At 61.7% G+C, this 15,935-nt stretch carries 23 protein-coding genes; 7 read left to right on the top strand and 16 right to left on the bottom strand.

Annotation, left to right across the window (positions count from 1 at the left end; translation table 11 throughout):
- Nucleotides 1–60 precede the first annotated feature (60 nt).
- Complete coding sequence (locus tag ACFODV_RS16385; protein WP_379761364.1) at nucleotides 61–708, top strand: transposase; 648 nt, start codon at nucleotides 61–63, stop codon at nucleotides 706–708.
- Nucleotides 709–906: 198 nt separating this feature from the next.
- Here ACFODV_RS16385 and ACFODV_RS16380 read toward each other — a convergent pair whose 3' ends face one another.
- The 4 genes from ACFODV_RS16380 to ACFODV_RS16365 form a co-directional block, all read right to left on the bottom strand.
- The gene (locus tag ACFODV_RS16380; RefSeq protein WP_379761362.1) at nucleotides 907–1,074 is read right to left on the bottom strand and encodes a DUF4411 family protein; all 168 of its coding nucleotides are present in this window, start codon (nucleotides 1,072–1,074) and stop codon (nucleotides 907–909) included.
- The gene (locus ACFODV_RS16375) at nucleotides 1,031–1,201 is read right to left on the bottom strand and encodes a DUF4411 family protein (RefSeq protein ID WP_379761360.1); all 171 of its coding nucleotides are present in this window, start codon (nucleotides 1,199–1,201) and stop codon (nucleotides 1,031–1,033) included. Before ACFODV_RS16375 ends, ACFODV_RS16380 begins: the two co-directional genes overlap by 44 nt.
- Nucleotides 1,198–1,854 (bottom strand): ImmA/IrrE family metallo-endopeptidase, encoded by a 657-nt coding sequence (locus ACFODV_RS16370; protein WP_379761358.1) that lies wholly within the window; start codon nucleotides 1,852–1,854, stop codon nucleotides 1,198–1,200. Before ACFODV_RS16370 ends, ACFODV_RS16375 begins: the two co-directional genes overlap by 4 nt.
- Nucleotides 1,855–1,940: 86 nt before the next feature.
- A complete protein-coding gene (locus ACFODV_RS16365; RefSeq protein WP_379761356.1) occupies nucleotides 1,941–2,705 on the bottom strand; it encodes an ElyC/SanA/YdcF family protein in 765 nt (254 codons plus the stop codon).
- 144 nt (nucleotides 2,706–2,849) lie between these two features.
- Between ACFODV_RS16365 and ACFODV_RS16360 the strand changes: the two genes are divergently transcribed.
- The 4 genes from ACFODV_RS16360 to hepT are packed head-to-tail and all read left to right on the top strand — an operon-like array spanning nucleotide 2,850 to nucleotide 4,314.
- Complete coding sequence (locus ACFODV_RS16360) at nucleotides 2,850–3,062, top strand: hypothetical protein (protein WP_379761354.1); 213 nt, start codon at nucleotides 2,850–2,852, stop codon at nucleotides 3,060–3,062.
- On the top strand, nucleotides 3,062–3,433 hold the full coding sequence (locus tag ACFODV_RS16355; RefSeq protein ID WP_379761352.1) for a nucleotidyl transferase AbiEii/AbiGii toxin family protein: 372 nt from the start codon (nucleotides 3,062–3,064) through the stop codon (nucleotides 3,431–3,433). Before ACFODV_RS16360 ends, ACFODV_RS16355 begins: the two co-directional genes overlap by 1 nt.
- A 28-nt stretch (nucleotides 3,434–3,461) precedes the next feature.
- On the top strand, nucleotides 3,462–3,863 hold the full coding sequence (gene mntA, locus ACFODV_RS16350; protein WP_379761350.1) for a type VII toxin-antitoxin system MntA family adenylyltransferase antitoxin: 402 nt from the start codon (nucleotides 3,462–3,464) through the stop codon (nucleotides 3,861–3,863).
- A gap of 19 nt (nucleotides 3,864–3,882) precedes the next feature.
- Nucleotides 3,883–4,314: a type VII toxin-antitoxin system HepT family RNase toxin gene (hepT, locus tag ACFODV_RS16345; RefSeq protein WP_379761348.1), complete on the top strand. Its 432-nt coding sequence runs from the start codon at nucleotides 3,883–3,885 to the stop codon at nucleotides 4,312–4,314.
- Nucleotides 4,315–4,442: 128 nt separating this feature from the next.
- Here the strand turns inward: hepT and ACFODV_RS16340 are convergent, their stop codons facing one another.
- Nucleotides 4,443–4,718 carry a type II toxin-antitoxin system RelE/ParE family toxin gene (locus ACFODV_RS16340; RefSeq protein WP_379761346.1) on the bottom strand — a complete coding sequence of 92 codons (276 nt, stop codon included), beginning with the start codon at nucleotides 4,716–4,718 and terminating at the stop codon, nucleotides 4,443–4,445.
- Nucleotides 4,718–4,987, bottom strand: coding sequence for a CopG family ribbon-helix-helix protein (locus tag ACFODV_RS16335; protein WP_379761344.1), 270 nt, complete (start codon nucleotides 4,985–4,987; stop codon nucleotides 4,718–4,720). The genes ACFODV_RS16340 and ACFODV_RS16335 overlap by 1 nt, the downstream gene beginning before the upstream one ends.
- Nucleotides 4,988–5,200: 213 nt before the next feature.
- On the opposite strand from ACFODV_RS16335, the gene ACFODV_RS16330 reads away from it, so the two are divergent.
- Both ACFODV_RS16330 and ACFODV_RS16325 read left to right on the top strand, forming a co-directional pair.
- On the top strand, nucleotides 5,201–5,497 hold the full coding sequence (locus tag ACFODV_RS16330) for a type II toxin-antitoxin system RelE/ParE family toxin (protein WP_253443270.1): 297 nt from the start codon (nucleotides 5,201–5,203) through the stop codon (nucleotides 5,495–5,497).
- Nucleotides 5,498–5,500: 3 nt separating this feature from the next.
- Nucleotides 5,501–5,815 carry an addiction module antidote protein gene (locus tag ACFODV_RS16325; protein ID WP_379761341.1) on the top strand — a complete coding sequence of 105 codons (315 nt, stop codon included), beginning with the start codon at nucleotides 5,501–5,503 and terminating at the stop codon, nucleotides 5,813–5,815.
- Between the two features lie 80 nt (nucleotides 5,816–5,895).
- Here ACFODV_RS16325 and ACFODV_RS16320 read toward each other — a convergent pair whose 3' ends face one another.
- The 10 genes from ACFODV_RS16320 to ACFODV_RS16275 all read right to left on the bottom strand — a co-directional run bounded on the left by ACFODV_RS16320 (nucleotide 5,896) and on the right by ACFODV_RS16275 (nucleotide 15,896).
- Nucleotides 5,896–6,519 carry a hypothetical protein gene (locus ACFODV_RS16320; RefSeq protein WP_379761339.1) on the bottom strand — a complete coding sequence of 208 codons (624 nt, stop codon included), beginning with the start codon at nucleotides 6,517–6,519 and terminating at the stop codon, nucleotides 5,896–5,898.
- A 272-nt stretch (nucleotides 6,520–6,791) separates the two neighbouring features.
- A complete protein-coding gene (locus ACFODV_RS16315) occupies nucleotides 6,792–8,147 on the bottom strand; it encodes a UDP-glucose dehydrogenase family protein (RefSeq protein WP_379761337.1) in 1,356 nt (451 codons plus the stop codon).
- Nucleotides 8,148–8,275: 128 nt separating this feature from the next.
- The gene (locus tag ACFODV_RS16310) at nucleotides 8,276–9,298 is read right to left on the bottom strand and encodes an NAD-dependent epimerase (protein WP_379761335.1); all 1,023 of its coding nucleotides are present in this window, start codon (nucleotides 9,296–9,298) and stop codon (nucleotides 8,276–8,278) included.
- Entirely contained in the window at nucleotides 9,295–10,065 is a 771-nt protein-coding gene (locus tag ACFODV_RS16305; protein ID WP_379761333.1) for a hypothetical protein, read from the bottom strand. The genes ACFODV_RS16310 and ACFODV_RS16305 overlap by 4 nt, the downstream gene beginning before the upstream one ends.
- A 66-nt stretch (nucleotides 10,066–10,131) precedes the next feature.
- Nucleotides 10,132–10,791 carry a helix-turn-helix domain-containing protein gene (locus tag ACFODV_RS16300; RefSeq protein WP_379761331.1) on the bottom strand — a complete coding sequence of 220 codons (660 nt, stop codon included), beginning with the start codon at nucleotides 10,789–10,791 and terminating at the stop codon, nucleotides 10,132–10,134.
- Nucleotides 10,779–11,564, bottom strand: coding sequence for a TIGR04255 family protein (locus tag ACFODV_RS16295; protein WP_379761329.1), 786 nt, complete (start codon nucleotides 11,562–11,564; stop codon nucleotides 10,779–10,781). Before ACFODV_RS16295 ends, ACFODV_RS16300 begins: the two co-directional genes overlap by 13 nt.
- A 366-nt stretch (nucleotides 11,565–11,930) precedes the next feature.
- Nucleotides 11,931–12,347 (bottom strand): hypothetical protein, encoded by a 417-nt coding sequence (locus ACFODV_RS16290; protein WP_379761327.1) that lies wholly within the window; start codon nucleotides 12,345–12,347, stop codon nucleotides 11,931–11,933.
- Complete coding sequence (locus tag ACFODV_RS16285; RefSeq protein ID WP_379761325.1) at nucleotides 12,331–12,477, bottom strand: hypothetical protein; 147 nt, start codon at nucleotides 12,475–12,477, stop codon at nucleotides 12,331–12,333. The genes ACFODV_RS16290 and ACFODV_RS16285 overlap by 17 nt, the downstream gene beginning before the upstream one ends.
- A gap of 86 nt (nucleotides 12,478–12,563) precedes the next feature.
- Nucleotides 12,564–13,874, bottom strand: a complete 1,311-nt coding sequence (gene tviB / locus ACFODV_RS16280) for a Vi polysaccharide biosynthesis UDP-N-acetylglucosamine C-6 dehydrogenase TviB (RefSeq protein ID WP_379761513.1) — start codon at nucleotides 13,872–13,874, stop codon at nucleotides 12,564–12,566.
- A gap of 297 nt (nucleotides 13,875–14,171) precedes the next feature.
- Nucleotides 14,172–15,896, bottom strand: coding sequence for an SLC13 family permease (locus ACFODV_RS16275; protein ID WP_379761323.1), 1,725 nt, complete (start codon nucleotides 15,894–15,896; stop codon nucleotides 14,172–14,174).
- Nucleotides 15,897–15,935 lie beyond the last annotated feature (39 nt).

Here is a 15,935-nt window from a genome sequence, read left to right as displayed (position 1 = left end):
TGGCTGGGTACTACGCTATACTGAATCAGCCGACTACTTGCTATGGAAAGGGGATTGGCCATGCCCCGCCCTACACGCATTCTCCTGCCGATGACGCCGGTTCACCTGGTGCAGCGCGGCAACAATCGCGGCGCGTGCTTTGTGTATCGCGGCGATGCCCGGCGCTATCTCGACTTGCTGGACGAGGCTCGCCAGGAGTATGGCGTTGACGTGCATGCCTACGTCCTGATGACCAACCACGTTCACCTGCTGGCCACGCCCCGCGACGATCCCCACGGCATCAGCCTCATGATGAAGAGCCTGGGGCAGCGCTATGCGCAGTATTTCAACCGGCGCCATGAGCGCACCGGCGGCCTGTTCGAAGGCCGCTACTACTCCTGCCTGGTGGGTGAAGAAGCCTACCTGTTCGCCTGTTACCGCTACATCGAGCTTAATCCGGTACGCGCAGGCATGGTCGAACGGCCGGGCTACTATCACTGGTCGAGCTACCGCACCAATGCGCTAGGCGAGCCCGACCCCCTGGTCACGCCCCACGACCTCTACCTGGCCAGCGCCAAGCAACCGGAACAGCGCCAGTACCACTACCGGCAGCTATTTGATTCGCCGCTGCCCGACGCCACCCTCGACGACATCCGCCAGCAAACACGCCGCGGCCACCCCTTCGGCAGCGAGGCATGGCGACAGCGGGTGGCGGGGTCAGACCCTTAAGCAGACTTAAGGGTCTGACCCCGTTCAGGCCACCCCGTTCAGGCCAAGCAACGGCCAAGGGCGCCAACGTCGCGCCCCGCGGGGTCAGACTCCCGGCGGTGAGCACCCCGCCAGCCATGGGCACCACACCGGCCTGGCAAGATGGTAGGGGTCTGACCCAAGGGGCTACGCCGGTGGCGTCAAGGTCGGGTGGCGGGGTCAGTCGAGAACGAATCTTGCCCGAAGGGTATCCAGCAAGTCGTACGTATCAAGGCATGCCACCTGGAACTGATCACAAACATTGGGCACCTTGACCTTCTTGCTACCCGGCCCGACTCTTGCCTCATTGGTCACCACCTGGGCGCCTATGGCCTTGGCCTTTGCCACCAGCCAGGGGTCGGCGCCGGCGAGGAAACTGCAGATCCAGCCACTCCCAGAACCCCGGCACGATATGCATCCGGTAGTGAAGTGATTTCGCTTGAATATAGGTATTGGCGTCCAGAAGGTAGGTCACAGCCCGAGCTCCTGGGCCCGGCGAGCAATCACCCACTGGCTAACATGGAAATGTGCGGCTAAGGGAGCCAGGTTGGCTTTCCAATCTTCTGCTTCCTGCCACAGCGGTAGGAACTCCTCCTCCGGCACCAGAAATTCCGCCGCGATCGCATTGCACAGCTTCTCGGCGCGTCTTCGGTTGGCAGGATCTCCATCGGAAATCCCGGACTCACCCAGCCAGATATGGGCCAGCTCATGCACAAGCATGAACAACCGTGCTTCAGGCACATCCGCCGCATTGATGAAGATCACCGGTGCGACGGGGTCGGCGATAGCAAAGCCGCGAAGCTCCTCCACACTCAGCACTCGCCGCGTATTGTTACCAACAATGCCGCTGCGCATGACAAGAACGCCCAGCCGCTCGATTCGCTGAACCAGATCGCGGAAGTACGCGTCCCAATGGCCTCTCTCTGGATGGGGCGGCACCTCAAGCCACTCCCGCATATCTGTCACGATCTCAGCTGCGGTCATGGCACCCTGGGCGCGCCCCACTACCGCAACAGCACTCTCATCCATGGCGATCTGATAGTCGCGAAACCAGATCTGACGGCGCAGCACATCGCGCAGTACATCCTTCAAATCCACACTGATACCGCGTGGGGCGTAGTCGCCCACCGTGCGAAGATCAGGAATAGGCAGATCATCCCCGGGGGGCTTGCAAACTTAAGGGTCTGACCCGAACGGACCCGGAAGGAAGGGGATCAGTGTTCAAGCCCTACGGCCAGCAGGCCCAGCGATTCGTATACGGCCCGTTCCGACTTGCGAAGGTGCGTAGCCGAGGGAATCCAGTGGTCAAGCTTGCCGTCTCGCAGATGCTGCGTCAGGTAGTGCGTGGGCGCTGCCAGGGGGTCCAGACCGGCCTGGCGGAAGTGGCGCATGGAACGCGGCATGTGCGAAGCGGAAGTCACCAGTACCACGCGCGCGCCCTCACCGAGCGCCTCGCGGACGGCCCGGGCTTCCAGGCCGGTATCCGTCGGCCAGTCGAGTACCTGCAGCTGTTCTTCTGGCACACTCATCTCCGCCGCCGCACTGGCGTAGCCCCGGGCCACCGGCGCGATGTCAGGATCACGGCTGGCACCGGAGACCATCAATGGCAGCGCCGGCCGCTGTCGCCACAGCCGAATCCCCTCCATCAGACGGATCGCCGAGCTGTCGTTCAATCGGCTCACACTCGAGCGCGGTGCCTCGGGCTCCCAGCCGCCCCCCAGCACCACCACCGCTGCCAGGGCCTCATCGTCGGGCAGCGCCGTGAGTGCCGGATAGCGTGTCTCGAAGGGCATCAACAAACGATCGGCGACGGGGCCCCAGCTGGCCAGCAATAGTAGCGCCAGGCCCACCCCCACGGCCGACTGACCCGCGCGGCGCCAACGCACGGCCAACAGTACAAGACCCACCGCCATCAATCCCAGGCTGATCGGCAGCGGCATCAATAGCTGGGCGGCCACCACCTTGAAAAGGTCGTACATGCATCACCCATCGTGACATATCTAAATTTGCTTAAGGGTCTGACCCAAGAGCGCGATGATCTAGGCACGTTTTGACCCCCCACAGGCGAGGGGCCAGAATATCAATGAATTAGAAACATCATCCAGTCACTTACGGGTGAACCTATGAAACCGGCTTTCATCAATCGACACGACTACCCCGAACTCGATGCCATTCTTTGGGACCGTGCCGACGATCATATCGATCCCGAGGTGGCGTTCCATATCTATGAAGAAAGATGGCGCTTCGTAGCGCAAGATCGTCTACTGGACAAGGAGCGCATTCTGATCGACGAGCTGGCTAAGACATACGGCCACGGCCATATGCTCATAGCATAATGTTTATACGTCCCCACCACCTTGCCATCGGTACTATTCTCTCCCAGTTTGATCCCGATTTTCTCCGCGACCACAATATTCTGTTCGGAGGGGGAACACGCATTGCCCTCGAACTCGACGAGTTTCGTGAATCAGTGGACATCGACCTCTTTTGCATCGGCAAAGACGCTTATCGGGCCGCCCGATCCACGGTGACAAATGGTAGCTTTGGCAAGCTACTGCGCCAAGGCAATACGCTGCCACTCTGGGACAATCGGGACATTCGCGCTGACCGCGATGCAATCCGTGCCTTACTGGACGGGCCACATCGGCTTAAGGGTCTGACCCCCTGCAGCGAGTTCTGGCCCGCACCCCGGGGAGTGATAGACTGATTGGCGTACATCACAATGGCGCCCTGCAATGCCCGAACCTTCCACCATCCTGCACGCTCTGGCCGACCTAGCGGATAAAGAGACTGATATCGCGGTGTTATGGCTCTACGGCTCCCGCGCTAAAGGCACCGCCTCGACCGAGAGCGACTACGACCTCGCTGTGGCATTTCGCGACTTCGTCGAGGATCCACTGGAGCGTCGCCTGCGACCCGAACTTCTGGCACAGGCGTGGCAGGACCGACTGCGCCTGGCGCATAACCAGCTCTCCATCGTCGACATCAACCTCGCCCCTCTGCCCCTGGCCCATATCGTGATTCGCACCGGGCAGGTGCTCCAGGCCAACGATCGCCTGCGCCTGATCCGCGAGGAACACCGCATTACCTCGATGTGGGAGCTCGACCATCTGTACCACCAGCGGCATTTTGCTTGACGGCCAAGGAGACCCAGACGTGGAAGCCGAGTATATCGACGCCATGCGCGAACATTTCGCTACCCTGGCAGAGGAGCTTGAGCTGCTGCATCAGGCCGCCATGCAGCAGCAAGGCCTGAACGCCCTGCTTCACCGAGCGGCTGAGCGTAACTTGCAGTTGCTTACCGAAGGGTGCATCGGCATTGCCAAGCAGCGGTTGAAGTCTCTCGGCATCGTCGTGCCCAGTGACGCGCGTAAGGCCTTCGAGAAGCTACGCAGCCTGGGTCACGACACCAGCAGCATCCCGTGGAACAAGGTGGTCGGTCTGCGCAACGCCCTGGTGCACGGCTACCTTAACCTCGACGATACAATCGTGGAGGGCATCATCCACCGCCGGGAATACCAGCAGTTACTGGATTTTGCTGAAGCTCAGATAGGTGATCCCCCGCAGAGTGACTGCTCCCCGCCCTAAGCGCTGACGCGCTACGGAAGAGGCTTCCCACTTCTCAGGCAGCTGCCGACGATGTGCCGGACTTACGCAAGCCTCCAAGGGCAGAGACGGACAGCCCTTCCGCCCTCAATCTTTGGTAAGCATCCAGGCTAACGCTCCTCACGGGTATGCCACAGACGTAGCAGATAGAGGGTGGAACCCGTGATCTCGTAGCGCATCTCGTATTGGCCGACCAGAATCCGCCGCACCTCACGCGGCTGAAACTCTTCCAGCAGCTCGCCAATACGCGGGTTGGTCAGCAGGGTAGTCGGTGCAGATGTGAGCTGCTGCACCGTGCGGGCTGCTGCGTGCTGATTCACAGGTGCCAGAAACTCGTAGAGGCGTGCCAGATCGGATAGGGCCTTGCTCGTCCATTTCAACTCCATCAGCGCGGCGGCGGTAGGGGGGTATCGGTGCTCAGGCTATCGGCCCAGGCCTGCACAGCCTGATGGTCGATAACACTACCGGCATCCACATCGGCAAGAGCCTCGCGGGTCAGGCGGTTACGCTCCTCTTCCTGGTCAAGCCAGGCGGCCAGGGCTTGCTTGATGATCCAGTTCTTGGAGCGATCCAGACGATCGGCAATTTCATCCACACGCTCGGCCATCTCTACAGGGACGTGGGCAGTAACGGATCGAGTCTTGGCGGTGGCCATCGCGACTTCCTTTGCAGCAGGACGATTCATATTTAATCATAGTAAATAACTATGCACCGTCAAGCTGAGCACCAATAACCATGAAGCCCGGCACATGGCCGGGCTTCGAAGTTGCCTTAAGGGTCAGACCCCTAAATCGGCTTAAGGGTCTGACCCCGCAAGCAAATGATAACCAGAGTTGACACCACATGGACTGTCAACTAGGGTTGGCATATGATCGAGCTTATCAAAACCGATGTCTTTGATCGGTGGCTGCGCAGCCTTCGTGACACTCGTGCCCGCGCCAAGATCACGGTGCGGCTCAGACGCCTCAGCCTCGGCAATCCCGGCGACGTCAAACCTGTCGGTGAAGGCATCTCGGAACTGCGCATACCCCATGGCCCCGGCTACCGGGTCTATTACCTGACCAGAGGCCCCATTGTAGTAGTCCTACTCTGCGGGGGCGACAAGGGCAGCCAGCCCAGCGACATCGAGCAAGCCAAAGCCATTGCCAAGCAGTGGAAGGAGTAACCCATGGCGACCCAACACCAAGTGACATTCAGCCACTACGACACCGCCGAGTACCTCCAGACCGAGGAGGAGATCGCCGCCTATCTGGAAGCCGTGATGGAAGAGAATGATCCCTCACTCCTCGCTGCCGCTCTGGGTGACGTTGCCCGCGCACGCAACATGAGCCAGCTGGCCAAGGACGTTGGTATGAGCCGTGAGGGGCTCTACAAGGCGCTTTCAGGTGAAGGCAACCCCGCCTTCTCCACCATCAACAAGGTCGCCAACGCCCTGGGTCTGCAGCTGACCATCAAGCCGATGTCCCCGCCTCCGGCCCCTTGATCCTGTGACTGCTTCCCACCAGTAGGCCTGGTAAGCGACAGCGCACCAGGCGAAGCTACCACCGGCTCAAAACAATCCACTCACGGCAAAACATCGACAACCACGGCGGTGGCATCGTCATGTCGCTTGAGGCGGGCAAACCGATCACCCTCGGGGTCGGCGTCCTCCAGGGCACGCAGCTGGGCCAGCAGCTGCCCGAGCCGCTTATCGATGCCCGCATCAGCAATCCAGCCCGGCGGGGCCTCCAGCCCATAGCCCTGCCAGGCCGCCGAGAAGCCATCGCTGGCCAGCAGCACACGGCTGACGTCACTCGCCTTGACGCGCACTATCTCGGGCACCATCTGCTCGGCGCGTGCCACACTCAGCGCCGAATAGCCTTCTGGGGTATTCAGCCGCTCCCGATGGGCCACCAGCATGGGGCGAACCGCTTCCAGCGCCTCAGCGAGCGGCTGCCCCTGGCGGCGGCGCTGCGCTACCGCCTCGATCGCGCGCTGGTCATAGGCCAGCAGCGGCGAATCGGGGAACACGCGCCGGACGCCAGACACCCCCAGGCAATAGACCTCGCAATCCCCCAGGCGCAACATCACCAGCTCATCCCCTTCCAACGCGACAAGGGCGAGGCCGGCCGAGGGCAGCCGAGGCACGGCAACCGGCTTGTCGCACAGGCGTTGCCATTCCAGCGTCACGTCGGCCAAGGGCGCCAACGCAGCGCACCCGCAGGGTCAGACTCCCGGCGGTGAGCACGCCGCCAGCCATCGGCACCACACCGGCCTGGCAAGATGGTAGGGGTCTGACCCAAGGGGCTACGCCAGCGCCTGCAGTGCCTGCAAACCCTTGCCCCAGATACAACGAAACCCGACATATTGCCGGGCATTGAAGTTGACTGGGAAGCTTCACTCCAAGATGAGCAAGAGGCGTTCCATGGAAAGGGGTCAGACACCTAAGCAGCCTTAGTTGTCGGTTTACCTAAGAATTATTAAGGGTCTGACCCCGGTGCGGGGGTGGCGGGAAGTCGACCCACGGAGTAATAGGTGAAGCCCTTCTTGGCCATGCGTGCAGGTTCGTACATGTTGCGGCCGTCGAAGACGGTGGGCTGGCTCAGCTGCTTGTAGATCAGGTCAAAGTCCGGCGCGCGGAAGCTCTGCCATTCGGTGACGATCACCAGGGCGTCGGCGCCCTTCAAGGCCGCTTCCTTGGTGCCACAAAGGGCCAGCTCGTCGCGGTCGCCATAGAGGCGCTGGGTCTCTTCCATGGCCTCCGGGTCGAAGGCCTGCACCCGGGCACCGGCGGCCCACAGCGCCTCCATCAGCACCCGGCTGGGCGCCTCGCGCATGTCATCGGTGTTGGGCTTGAAGGAGAGCCCCCACAGCGCCAGGGTCTTGCCGGCCAGCTCACCACCGAAGTGCTCGCAGATCTTGGCGAACAGCGTGGTCTTCTGCTCGGCGTTGCGCGCTTCCACCGCCTTCAGCACCTTGCTGTCGAATCCGATGCTGTCGGCGGTGTGGATCAGCGCCTGTACGTCCTTGGGAAAACAGGAGCCGCCATAGCCCACCCCGGGATAGATGAAGTGGTAGCCGATGCGCGGGTCCGAACCGATGCCCTGGCGAACCGCCTCGATGTCCGCCCCCAGCCGCTCGGCGAGGTTGGCCATCTCGTTCATGAAGCTGATCTTGGTGGCCAGCATGCAGTTGGCGGCGTACTTGGTCAGCTCGGCGCTCTTGACGTCCATCACGATGATCTTCTCGTGCTGGCGACCGAAGGGGGCGTAGAGCTCGCGCATCACCTCCACGCTATGCTCGTCCGCGGTACCGATGATGATGCGGTCCGGTTTCTGACAATCCGCGACGGCACTGCCTTCCTTGAGGAATTCGGGGTTGGAGACCACGTCGAAGGTCAGCTCCGTCCTGCCCCGCCGTTCGAGCACCTCGGCGACCCGGGCACGCACCCTGTCGGCGGTGCCCACCGGCACGGTGGACTTGTCCACCAGGATGCGGTGCGCCTCCATGTGCTCGGCGATGGTCTCCGCCACCTTCAGCACGTACTGCAGATCGGCGCTGCCATCCTCATCCGGCGGCGTACCCACGGCGATGAACTGGATATCGCCATGGGCCACGGCCAGGGCAGCATCGGTGGTGAAACTCAACCGCCCGGTGGCGGTGTTCTCCTTCACCAGGCTCTCCAGACCCGGCTCGTAGATCGGGATGATGCCCTGCTTGAGCGCCTCGATCTTCTCGGCGTCCACATCCATGCAGACCACCTGATGGCCCACCTCGGCGAGGATGGTGCCCTGCACCAGGCCCACATAGCCGGTGCCGAAAACGGTTACTCGCATTGCTTACTCCTTGAAGGCAGGGGTCGGACACTTCAGGGGACTTAGGCAGGGGTTTCGCCTAAGCCCCCTGAAGGGTCTGACCCCGGGGCCGAAGGGTCTGACCCCGGGGCAGTGCCGCCCGCTACCACCTACATTCCATAAAAATCCCGATACCACGCCACGAAATTCGCAACGCCCTGCTTCACCGGCGTGGCCGGCTTGTAGCCTACCGCCCTCTCCAGCTCAGTGGAATCGGCGTAGGTATCCGGTACGTCACCCGGCTGCAGCGGCAGCAGCTCCTTGATCGCCTGCTTGCCCAGCGCCTCCTCGATCGCTTCGATGTAGGCAGAGAGCTTCACCGGATCGTTATTGCCGATGTTGAACAGACGATACGGCGCATTGCTGGTGGCCGGGTCCGGGGCATCGCTGTTCCACTCGGGGTTGGGCTTGGCGATATCGTCGCTGGCGCGGATCACCCCCTCCACGATGTCGTCAACGTAGGTGAAGTCGCGGGTGTGGTTGCCGTGGTTGAACACCGGGATCGACTCGCCGGCCAGGGTCTTCTTGGTGAACAGGAACAGCGCCATGTCCGGGCGGCCCCATGGGCCATAGACGGTGAAAAAGCGCAGCCCGGTAGTGGGCAGGCGATAGAGATGGCTATAGCTGTGCGCCATCAGCTCGTTGGCCTTCTTGGTGGCGGCGTAGAACTGCAGCGGATGGTCGACGCCCTCGTGCTCGGAGAACGGCATTTTCGTATTGGCGCCATACACGCTGCTGGTGCTGGCGTAGGTCAGGTGCTCCACCTGGTGGTGCCGGCACCCCTCCAGGATATTGGTAAAGGCCACGATATTGCTCTGCACATAGGCGTGGGGGTTCTCCAGCGAGTAGCGCACCCCGGCCTGGGCCGCCAGGTGGATCACCCTGTCAGGCCGGTGGGTCTCGAACGCCGCATTCACCGCCGCCAGGTCGGCCAGATCCTCGCGCAGGAACACGTACTCGCTGCCGGTGCGCGCCGCCGTCTCCTCCAGGATCTCGAGCCGCGCCTCCTTGATCGTCGGATCGTAGTAGTCGTTGACCACGTCGAAGCCGATCACGCTATCGCCGCGCTCAAGCAACCGCTTGGCGGTATGGAAACCGATAAAGCCGGCGTTGCCGGTCACGAGGATTTTCATGTAAGTCCTTGCATTTTAGAGGGAGAATCCAGCTCCACCCCATCCGGGAAAGCTCGATTGCTGAGGTAGTCCAGGCGAAACTCCACGTGCTGACGGATATCCCGGAGCGTGAATTCTTCTTCGGAAAAAGCCTCGCAGACCCCCAGCACGACGCCACCCACCCCCGACTTGGTCACGAGCCCTGAAAAACGCTCGCTCACATCGTCGGCAATAGCCGAAGCCGTCGTATCGGCGTCCGGTGAATCGATGGTGTAGACAATGCTGATATCCAGGTCATACGGCTCCTCAGCCGGCAGCTCGCCTGCAGGTGCGAAGGATAGCCAATAGCCAATGACCGTCGATGCCTGTGTCTTGCCCTTCTTCTCAATGCGCTGGAAAACATACCGCAGCCGCTCCACCAGGCTATCGGGTAACGCCTGTCGGCGATACCGAGCCGCCAGCCAGCTTTGCAGAATATGCTTATCCGCTGGCACCAGGATGGCATTTGCCACCGGAGCGAAGTCCGCCAGGTCGCTCTTGGCAACGCGACACTTTCGAGTCGCCAACAACTCCAGGCACAAGACCGTATCGGTTCGCTGCCAGTCGAGATGAAGCCGGCGAGCGTTCTTGGCATGGCGGCAGTTGCCATCTGGCACGTCCATAGGCCTTGAGACGATCACTTCGACAAAGGGCTCAAGGGCCAGATCATCATTGGCGAGATCACAGTCGTGAGTGATCACGACCCCCCAGCCACCATCGTCATCCGCGGCCAATCCCAGAGTCGCCATGTCATCGATGCCAATCAGGCTGCCTTGCGACCAGGGCATCGAGCGTGTCCAATCGCTAGCCACCGCTTACCCTCGAGAATCCAGGGGGGTTGCCACATCATCGAGCGCCTCGCGCATCGTGTGTGTTGTCCCGGCCTGCCCCTTGTGCCGGGAACGAGACGCCTGCTCCCGCTGTGACAGCGCCCGCAGCTCGACGAGGGCCGGTTCCAGTGAGTCACCCTGCTGCAAGCGCTCCAGCAGGCTGCCACCACAGCGCAAGGGGCGTCGTATCAGCTTGTTGAGGCGCGGTAACTCGCAGGCAGCGACCGCCTCGGCCTGCTGCTCCAGCCTGGCGAGCTGTGCTTGTACGTCTGGGCGAGGCTCCTGGCCATTGAGCCAGGCATAGACGGTCGGGCGAGAGCTCCCCAGCAGGCGTGCCAGATCGGTCACCGTCAATCCCAGCGCCTGACGAATCCATTCCAGTCGTTCTGCAGGGGTGCGCAGCTCGACCACTTCTCCCAATTTTGCAGTGGTAACGTCAATCGAGGCATCCTGGAACCATTGATGGCGTGACAGTGCCGCTTCCGGGGTGACGGCACCGCCTGAACCCGGCTCACCGCCCAAGGTCACGGGCACGAGAAAGCAGGTCGCGGCGACGGCCACCGTTTGACGGGCGCCGGCGCCCCACCCCCATGTGGAGCCGCTCGACCCACTACCACCGCTATGTTCGACGCTTACAGTTGCCATAGCTCTCTCCTCGCCTGGTCCGTGGTAGCCATCCGAAACGCCTCGATAATCACGTCATGAGAGGCATCCAGCTGGCGTTCCACGGCCTGGGTATCGAAGCGTTGTCGCTGCGTCACGAAATAATCACTATCCAACACGGCAGCCTCCCCGCCCTGCGATGCCGCAACTCGTGCATCCAGCTGCAGCGACATCGGCTGCAAATCCGGCGGCAATGCTATGCCCTGCGCGGAAAGCAGCGTGCGGATGACGAGGGTGCCCCCCACCACGTTACTTACGGTTTCTGTCACGGTGTGCTGGGGGACGCCGGCAACCTCACGATACGGACCAATCAGGCCAAGGTTCAGCAAGGCCTCCAGCGGGTAGGCCGGAGATGGGAAAACCGCATCCAGATAGCGCAAGCCGATGCGGTCGACATAAGCCAGCTCCACCTCGCGATGCAGCGCCTCCAGACCCTTCAGCACGGCTTGCTTGAACGTCGTGAAGCGCGAATACCGTGCTGTCTGAAAGATCAGGGTGTCCTTGAGCAGGATGAAACCTTCCTGTTGCGCCTGGTCAGTGAATACCCAGCGCTTGACCTCTTGACGTTGCACATCCCACTGAGGCCCGGGAGTCACCTGCATGTGCAGCTGATGGTCTTCACGGTAGTCCGGATAGCCCTGACGGCGCAGCGCATCCTGCAACGGCCCCACATAGTTGGCCATCTGCTCAATCCAGTTGAACTTGATCTGGGCAAGGGCATAGAACACGGGAGCTTGCGTTGCGGGGGTACTCATGGCAGTCATGCATCCTGAGGGTGAAAGCCTGGGATATCGGCGAAGCTTTACACCTTACTTTACACCATTCACCGAGAGACGTTCCCCCATGGCCACAAGAAAATTACCAAAACATGCGCACGCTGAACGACGGCCTGGCACGCAGCGACTGCAAGCACCGCGCTCCCGCCGGGTCAGGTCGCCAGCGCCTCGCGCACGCAGGACGCGGGACGCGGGTCGGACACTTAAGCAGGCTTAGGCGCGCCCTTTGCCTAAGACAGCTTAAGGGTCCGACCCCGCCACCAATCCTAATATGCTGATTTTCTTATTCTATTCGTGAGGAGGCCTCAGGGTCTGACCCCGTTCAGCCACAGGATAAAGACAAGATCAGTGCTTATCCTCGACTCGCAGGGCCTGGACGTCAGCTACCGCGAGGCCAGTCGCTTCCGCGATTTGTTCGTCACTGAGCACCCCTAGCCTGATCAGATTGCGGGCAGTCTCTTGATTGGCTTCCAACTGACCTTCTTGACGACCTTCTTGAAGTCCTTCTTGACGACCTTTTTCTAATCCCAGACGTTCAGCCGTGTTGATGTAAGGCATGTGCTTTTCCTCCTCAATGGCGTAGACCGCCTGTAGAAATTCCCGTTCCAGCCCCTTCGGCAGCTGTATCATCCAGTCAATGAGGGTAAACAGACGCAGGATCTGCTCTCGACTGTAGCCGCGATCGAAAAGCAGCCGGATCAACGCGACCTTGGTGTCCTTGCGCGAGGCACCGTCACGCAGCCGCTTAGCCGTCGAGGGCATAGACCTTGATCAGTTTATCGGCGTAGCGTCGACCGCTGTTGGCATCTGCCGTGATCTGCTGCAGCTCTTTGTCAAGGAAGCTGTAGCCCTTCGACCAGTCCACCTGCTGATGGATCGCCGGAAAAAGCACGCGGGTCAGACCCTTCAGCGGGCTTAGGCGCGCCCTTTGCCTAAGACTGCTTAAGGGTCTGACCCCGAGGGGCCCCGGAAGGGAAGCTACAGCCGCAGATCCACGCTTTCCTTCGGCAGCAGGTACTTGAGGTCATAGAGCACGTGCTCGGGCTTGCCCCAGGCGCGGATGCCTTCCGCGCCCAGCTCGCGGAACTCGCGGTGGGCCACGGCCAGTATCACGGCGTCGTAGGCGCCGGCGTCGGGGCTCTCGACCGGGTGGATGCCGTATTCGGCCTCGGCCTCGGCCTTGTTCACCTGGGGGTCGAAGACGTCCACCGCCACGTTGTAGTCGGCAAGCTCACTGAGGATATCCACCACCCGAGTGTTGCGCAGGTCCGGGCAGTTCTCCTTGAAGGTGAGGCCCAGCACCAGCACCCGGGCGCCGTCCACGTGAATGCGCCGCTTGATCATCTGCTTGATCAGCTGGCTGGCCACGTAGGCGCCCATGCCGTCGTTGATGCGCCGCCCGGCGAGGATTATCTCCGGGTGGTAGCCCACCTGCTCCGCCCTGTGGGTCAGGTAGTAGGGGTCCACACCGATGCAGTGGCCGCCCACGAGGCCAGGGCGGAACGGCAGGAAGTTCCACTTGGTGCCGGCGGCCTGGAGCACCTCCTCGGTGTCGATTCCCAGGCGGTTGAAGATCACCGCCAGCTCGTTGATCAGGGCGATGTTGATATCGCGCTGGGTGTTCTCGATCACCTTGGCGGCCTCGGCCACGGCAATCGAGCTCGCCTTGTGGGTGCCGGCGGTGATCACCCGGCCATACAGCGCATCGACGAAATCCGCTACCTCGGGGGTGGAGCCGGAAGTGACCTTCATGATGGTGGTCACCCGATGCTCCTTGTCGCCCGGGTTGATGCGCTCCGGGCTGTAGCCGGCGAAGAAGTCACGGTTGTAGGTCAGGCCCGAGACCCGCTCAACTACCGGAATACACTCTTCCTCGGTGGCGCCCGGGTAGACGGTGGATTCATAGATCACCACATCGCCCTGCCCCACCACCCGGCCCAGAGTCTCGCTGGCCTTGATCAGCGGGGTGAGATCCGGCCGGCGGCTGCTGTCGATTGGCGTGGGCACAGTGACGATATAAACATTGCACCCGCGCAGCGCCTCCAACTCACTGGCAAAGCTCAGCTGCACCGACTCGGCCAGCAGCTCAGGCTCCACCTCCAGGGTGTGGTCGATCCCATCGCGCAGCTCAGCGATGCGCGTCACGTTGATATCGAAGCCCACGGTGGGCAGCACCTTGCCGAACTCCACCGCCAGCGGTAGGCCGACATAGCTCAGGCCGATCACGCCAACGCCGCGAACCCACAGGGTCAGACTCCCGGCGGCGAGCACGCCACCAGCCACATGCAATGACAAAGGCTTGCCAACACGGCAGGGGTCTGACCCAAGGGGGCTACGCCAACGCTGGCCAGGAGAGTCAACGCCGCGACCGAAAACAGCCAACGCCTCGCCCCCGCCGGGTCAGACTCCCGGCGGTGAGCACCCCGCCAACCACATGCATCGACACTGGCCTGAAACCAACCGGGGTCTGACCCAAGGGGCTACGCCTACGCCAGCCAATAGCGCCAACGCCTCGCCAAGAATGCCAATGACATTGGCCTGATACTCACTCAGCTTAAGGATCAGCTGCCCCGTTAGCATCTTTCGCTAGAACGGAAATACCAACGGCGTGAGCACCAGCACAGACGCGGAGTAGGTAAGGCTAACCGGCAGCCCAGTCTTGAGGAAATCACGCACCTCATAGCGGCCTGGAGAGAAGACCATCAGGTGGGTCTGGTAGCCGTAGGGAATCAGAAAGCAGGCGCTGGCCCCGTAGGCTACTGCCATGATAAACGGCATGGGGTCGGCACCGAAGGCCTGGGCGGTGGTCCATGCCACGGGAAAGGCCAGGGCCGCGGCAGCGTTATTGGTCACTGTCTCGGTCAGCAGCAGCGTCAAGAAATAGCAGCCCACAAAGGCAGCGAAAACCCCATAGCCTGAGAACAGAGCCTGCATGCCCTGGGCGAGCAGCGCGGCGGCGCCGGAGCTCTCCAGCCCTTGAGCAATAGCCAACGCCGAGCCGATGATCATCCATAGCTCAAAGGGAAAACGTCGCCTAAGCTCGGCGGGGCTGAGTACCTTTCCCATCAGCAACCCACCCATTAACAACAGCAGACCGTGAAAAAGGGGCAGCAGCTCCAGGGCCGCCAGACCGATCACCGCAGCGAAGCCGGTCAGGGTCAACAGGCTTTCGATACGACTGAGCTGAGGACGCTTGAAGCTACCGCTAAGCATGTGGAAATTGCGGTCGATATTGCGGTGCTGGCGGAAATCGCTGCCCACAGCCAGCAGCAGGCAGTCGCCCACGCGCAGTGGGATCTGCCCTAACTGCCCTTCCAGTCGCTTGCCACCGCGCCGAATGCCGACTACGCCGGCATTGAACATGCTGCGAAAATCGACATCCTGCAGCGTCTGGCCGGACAACTCCGATTCATGCGAGACCACCACCTCTACCAGGTTGGTGGCCAACAGGTCATCCGCCTGGTGGCCGAACAGCTTGAGGCCGGGAAAGCGCTGCAGTGCCTGAACCTTGCTCACCTCCCCGGTGAAAACCAGTGTATCGCCCTGCTGGAGGATCTCCTCAGGCCCTACCGGGCTGATCAACCGCCCTTCTCGCTCGATCTCCAGAAGGTAAAGTCCATCCAGGCTACGCAGCGCATTTTCCTCGATGCTCTTGCCCACCATTTCCGAGCCGGGCTCCAGATCCGCCGCCAGGAAGTAGGAGAGTTTCTCGGCGGTGTCCTCAGGGGCATGGGCCGGCAACTGGCGCGCCCGCCACAGCAGCACACCAAAGGTCAGCAGCGCCACCGGCACGCCCACCAGGCTGAACTGGAACATGCCCAGTTCGAAGCCACCGGTGCTTAGCGTGAAAGAGTTGACTACCAGATTGGTGGAGGTACCCACGAGAGTCGTCATGCCGCCGAGAATCGACGCGTAGGAAAGCGGAATCAGCAGCCGGGAGGGGGCAATGCGCCTCTGCCGGGAAACGGCGCCCAAAAAAGCCGATACCACCGCAGTATTGTTGAGAAACGCAGAGAGTATGGCACTGGCGCCCATCAACCGGGCAGTGGCGGTCTTTTCATTACCGGTCAGCAATCGCTGGGAGACCCAATCGAGTAACGGAGTACGCTCCAGTGCCAGCGATACCAGCAGCAGCAGCAGCAGCGTGGCCAATGCCGGATTAGTGTACTGCGCCAGCAAGGTGGCGGTATCGACCAAGCCTAACAACAGATACGCCCCAGCCAAGCTGACAAAGGCGATGGCAGGGCGCACACGGCCGCTGATCAACAAGCCGAGAAGTCCCGCAATAGAACCCAGCACCGCCCAAGTCATCACGCAACATCCTTCCAGGCTCAAGAGTCATCGTATAAC

The organism is Halomonas tibetensis (genome assembly GCF_042643535.1).
GTDB lineage: Bacteria > Pseudomonadota > Gammaproteobacteria > Pseudomonadales > Halomonadaceae > Halomonas > Halomonas tibetensis.
The sequence above is the reverse complement of the archived record's forward strand: the minus strand, read 5'-3'. Positions and strand labels throughout refer to the sequence as shown.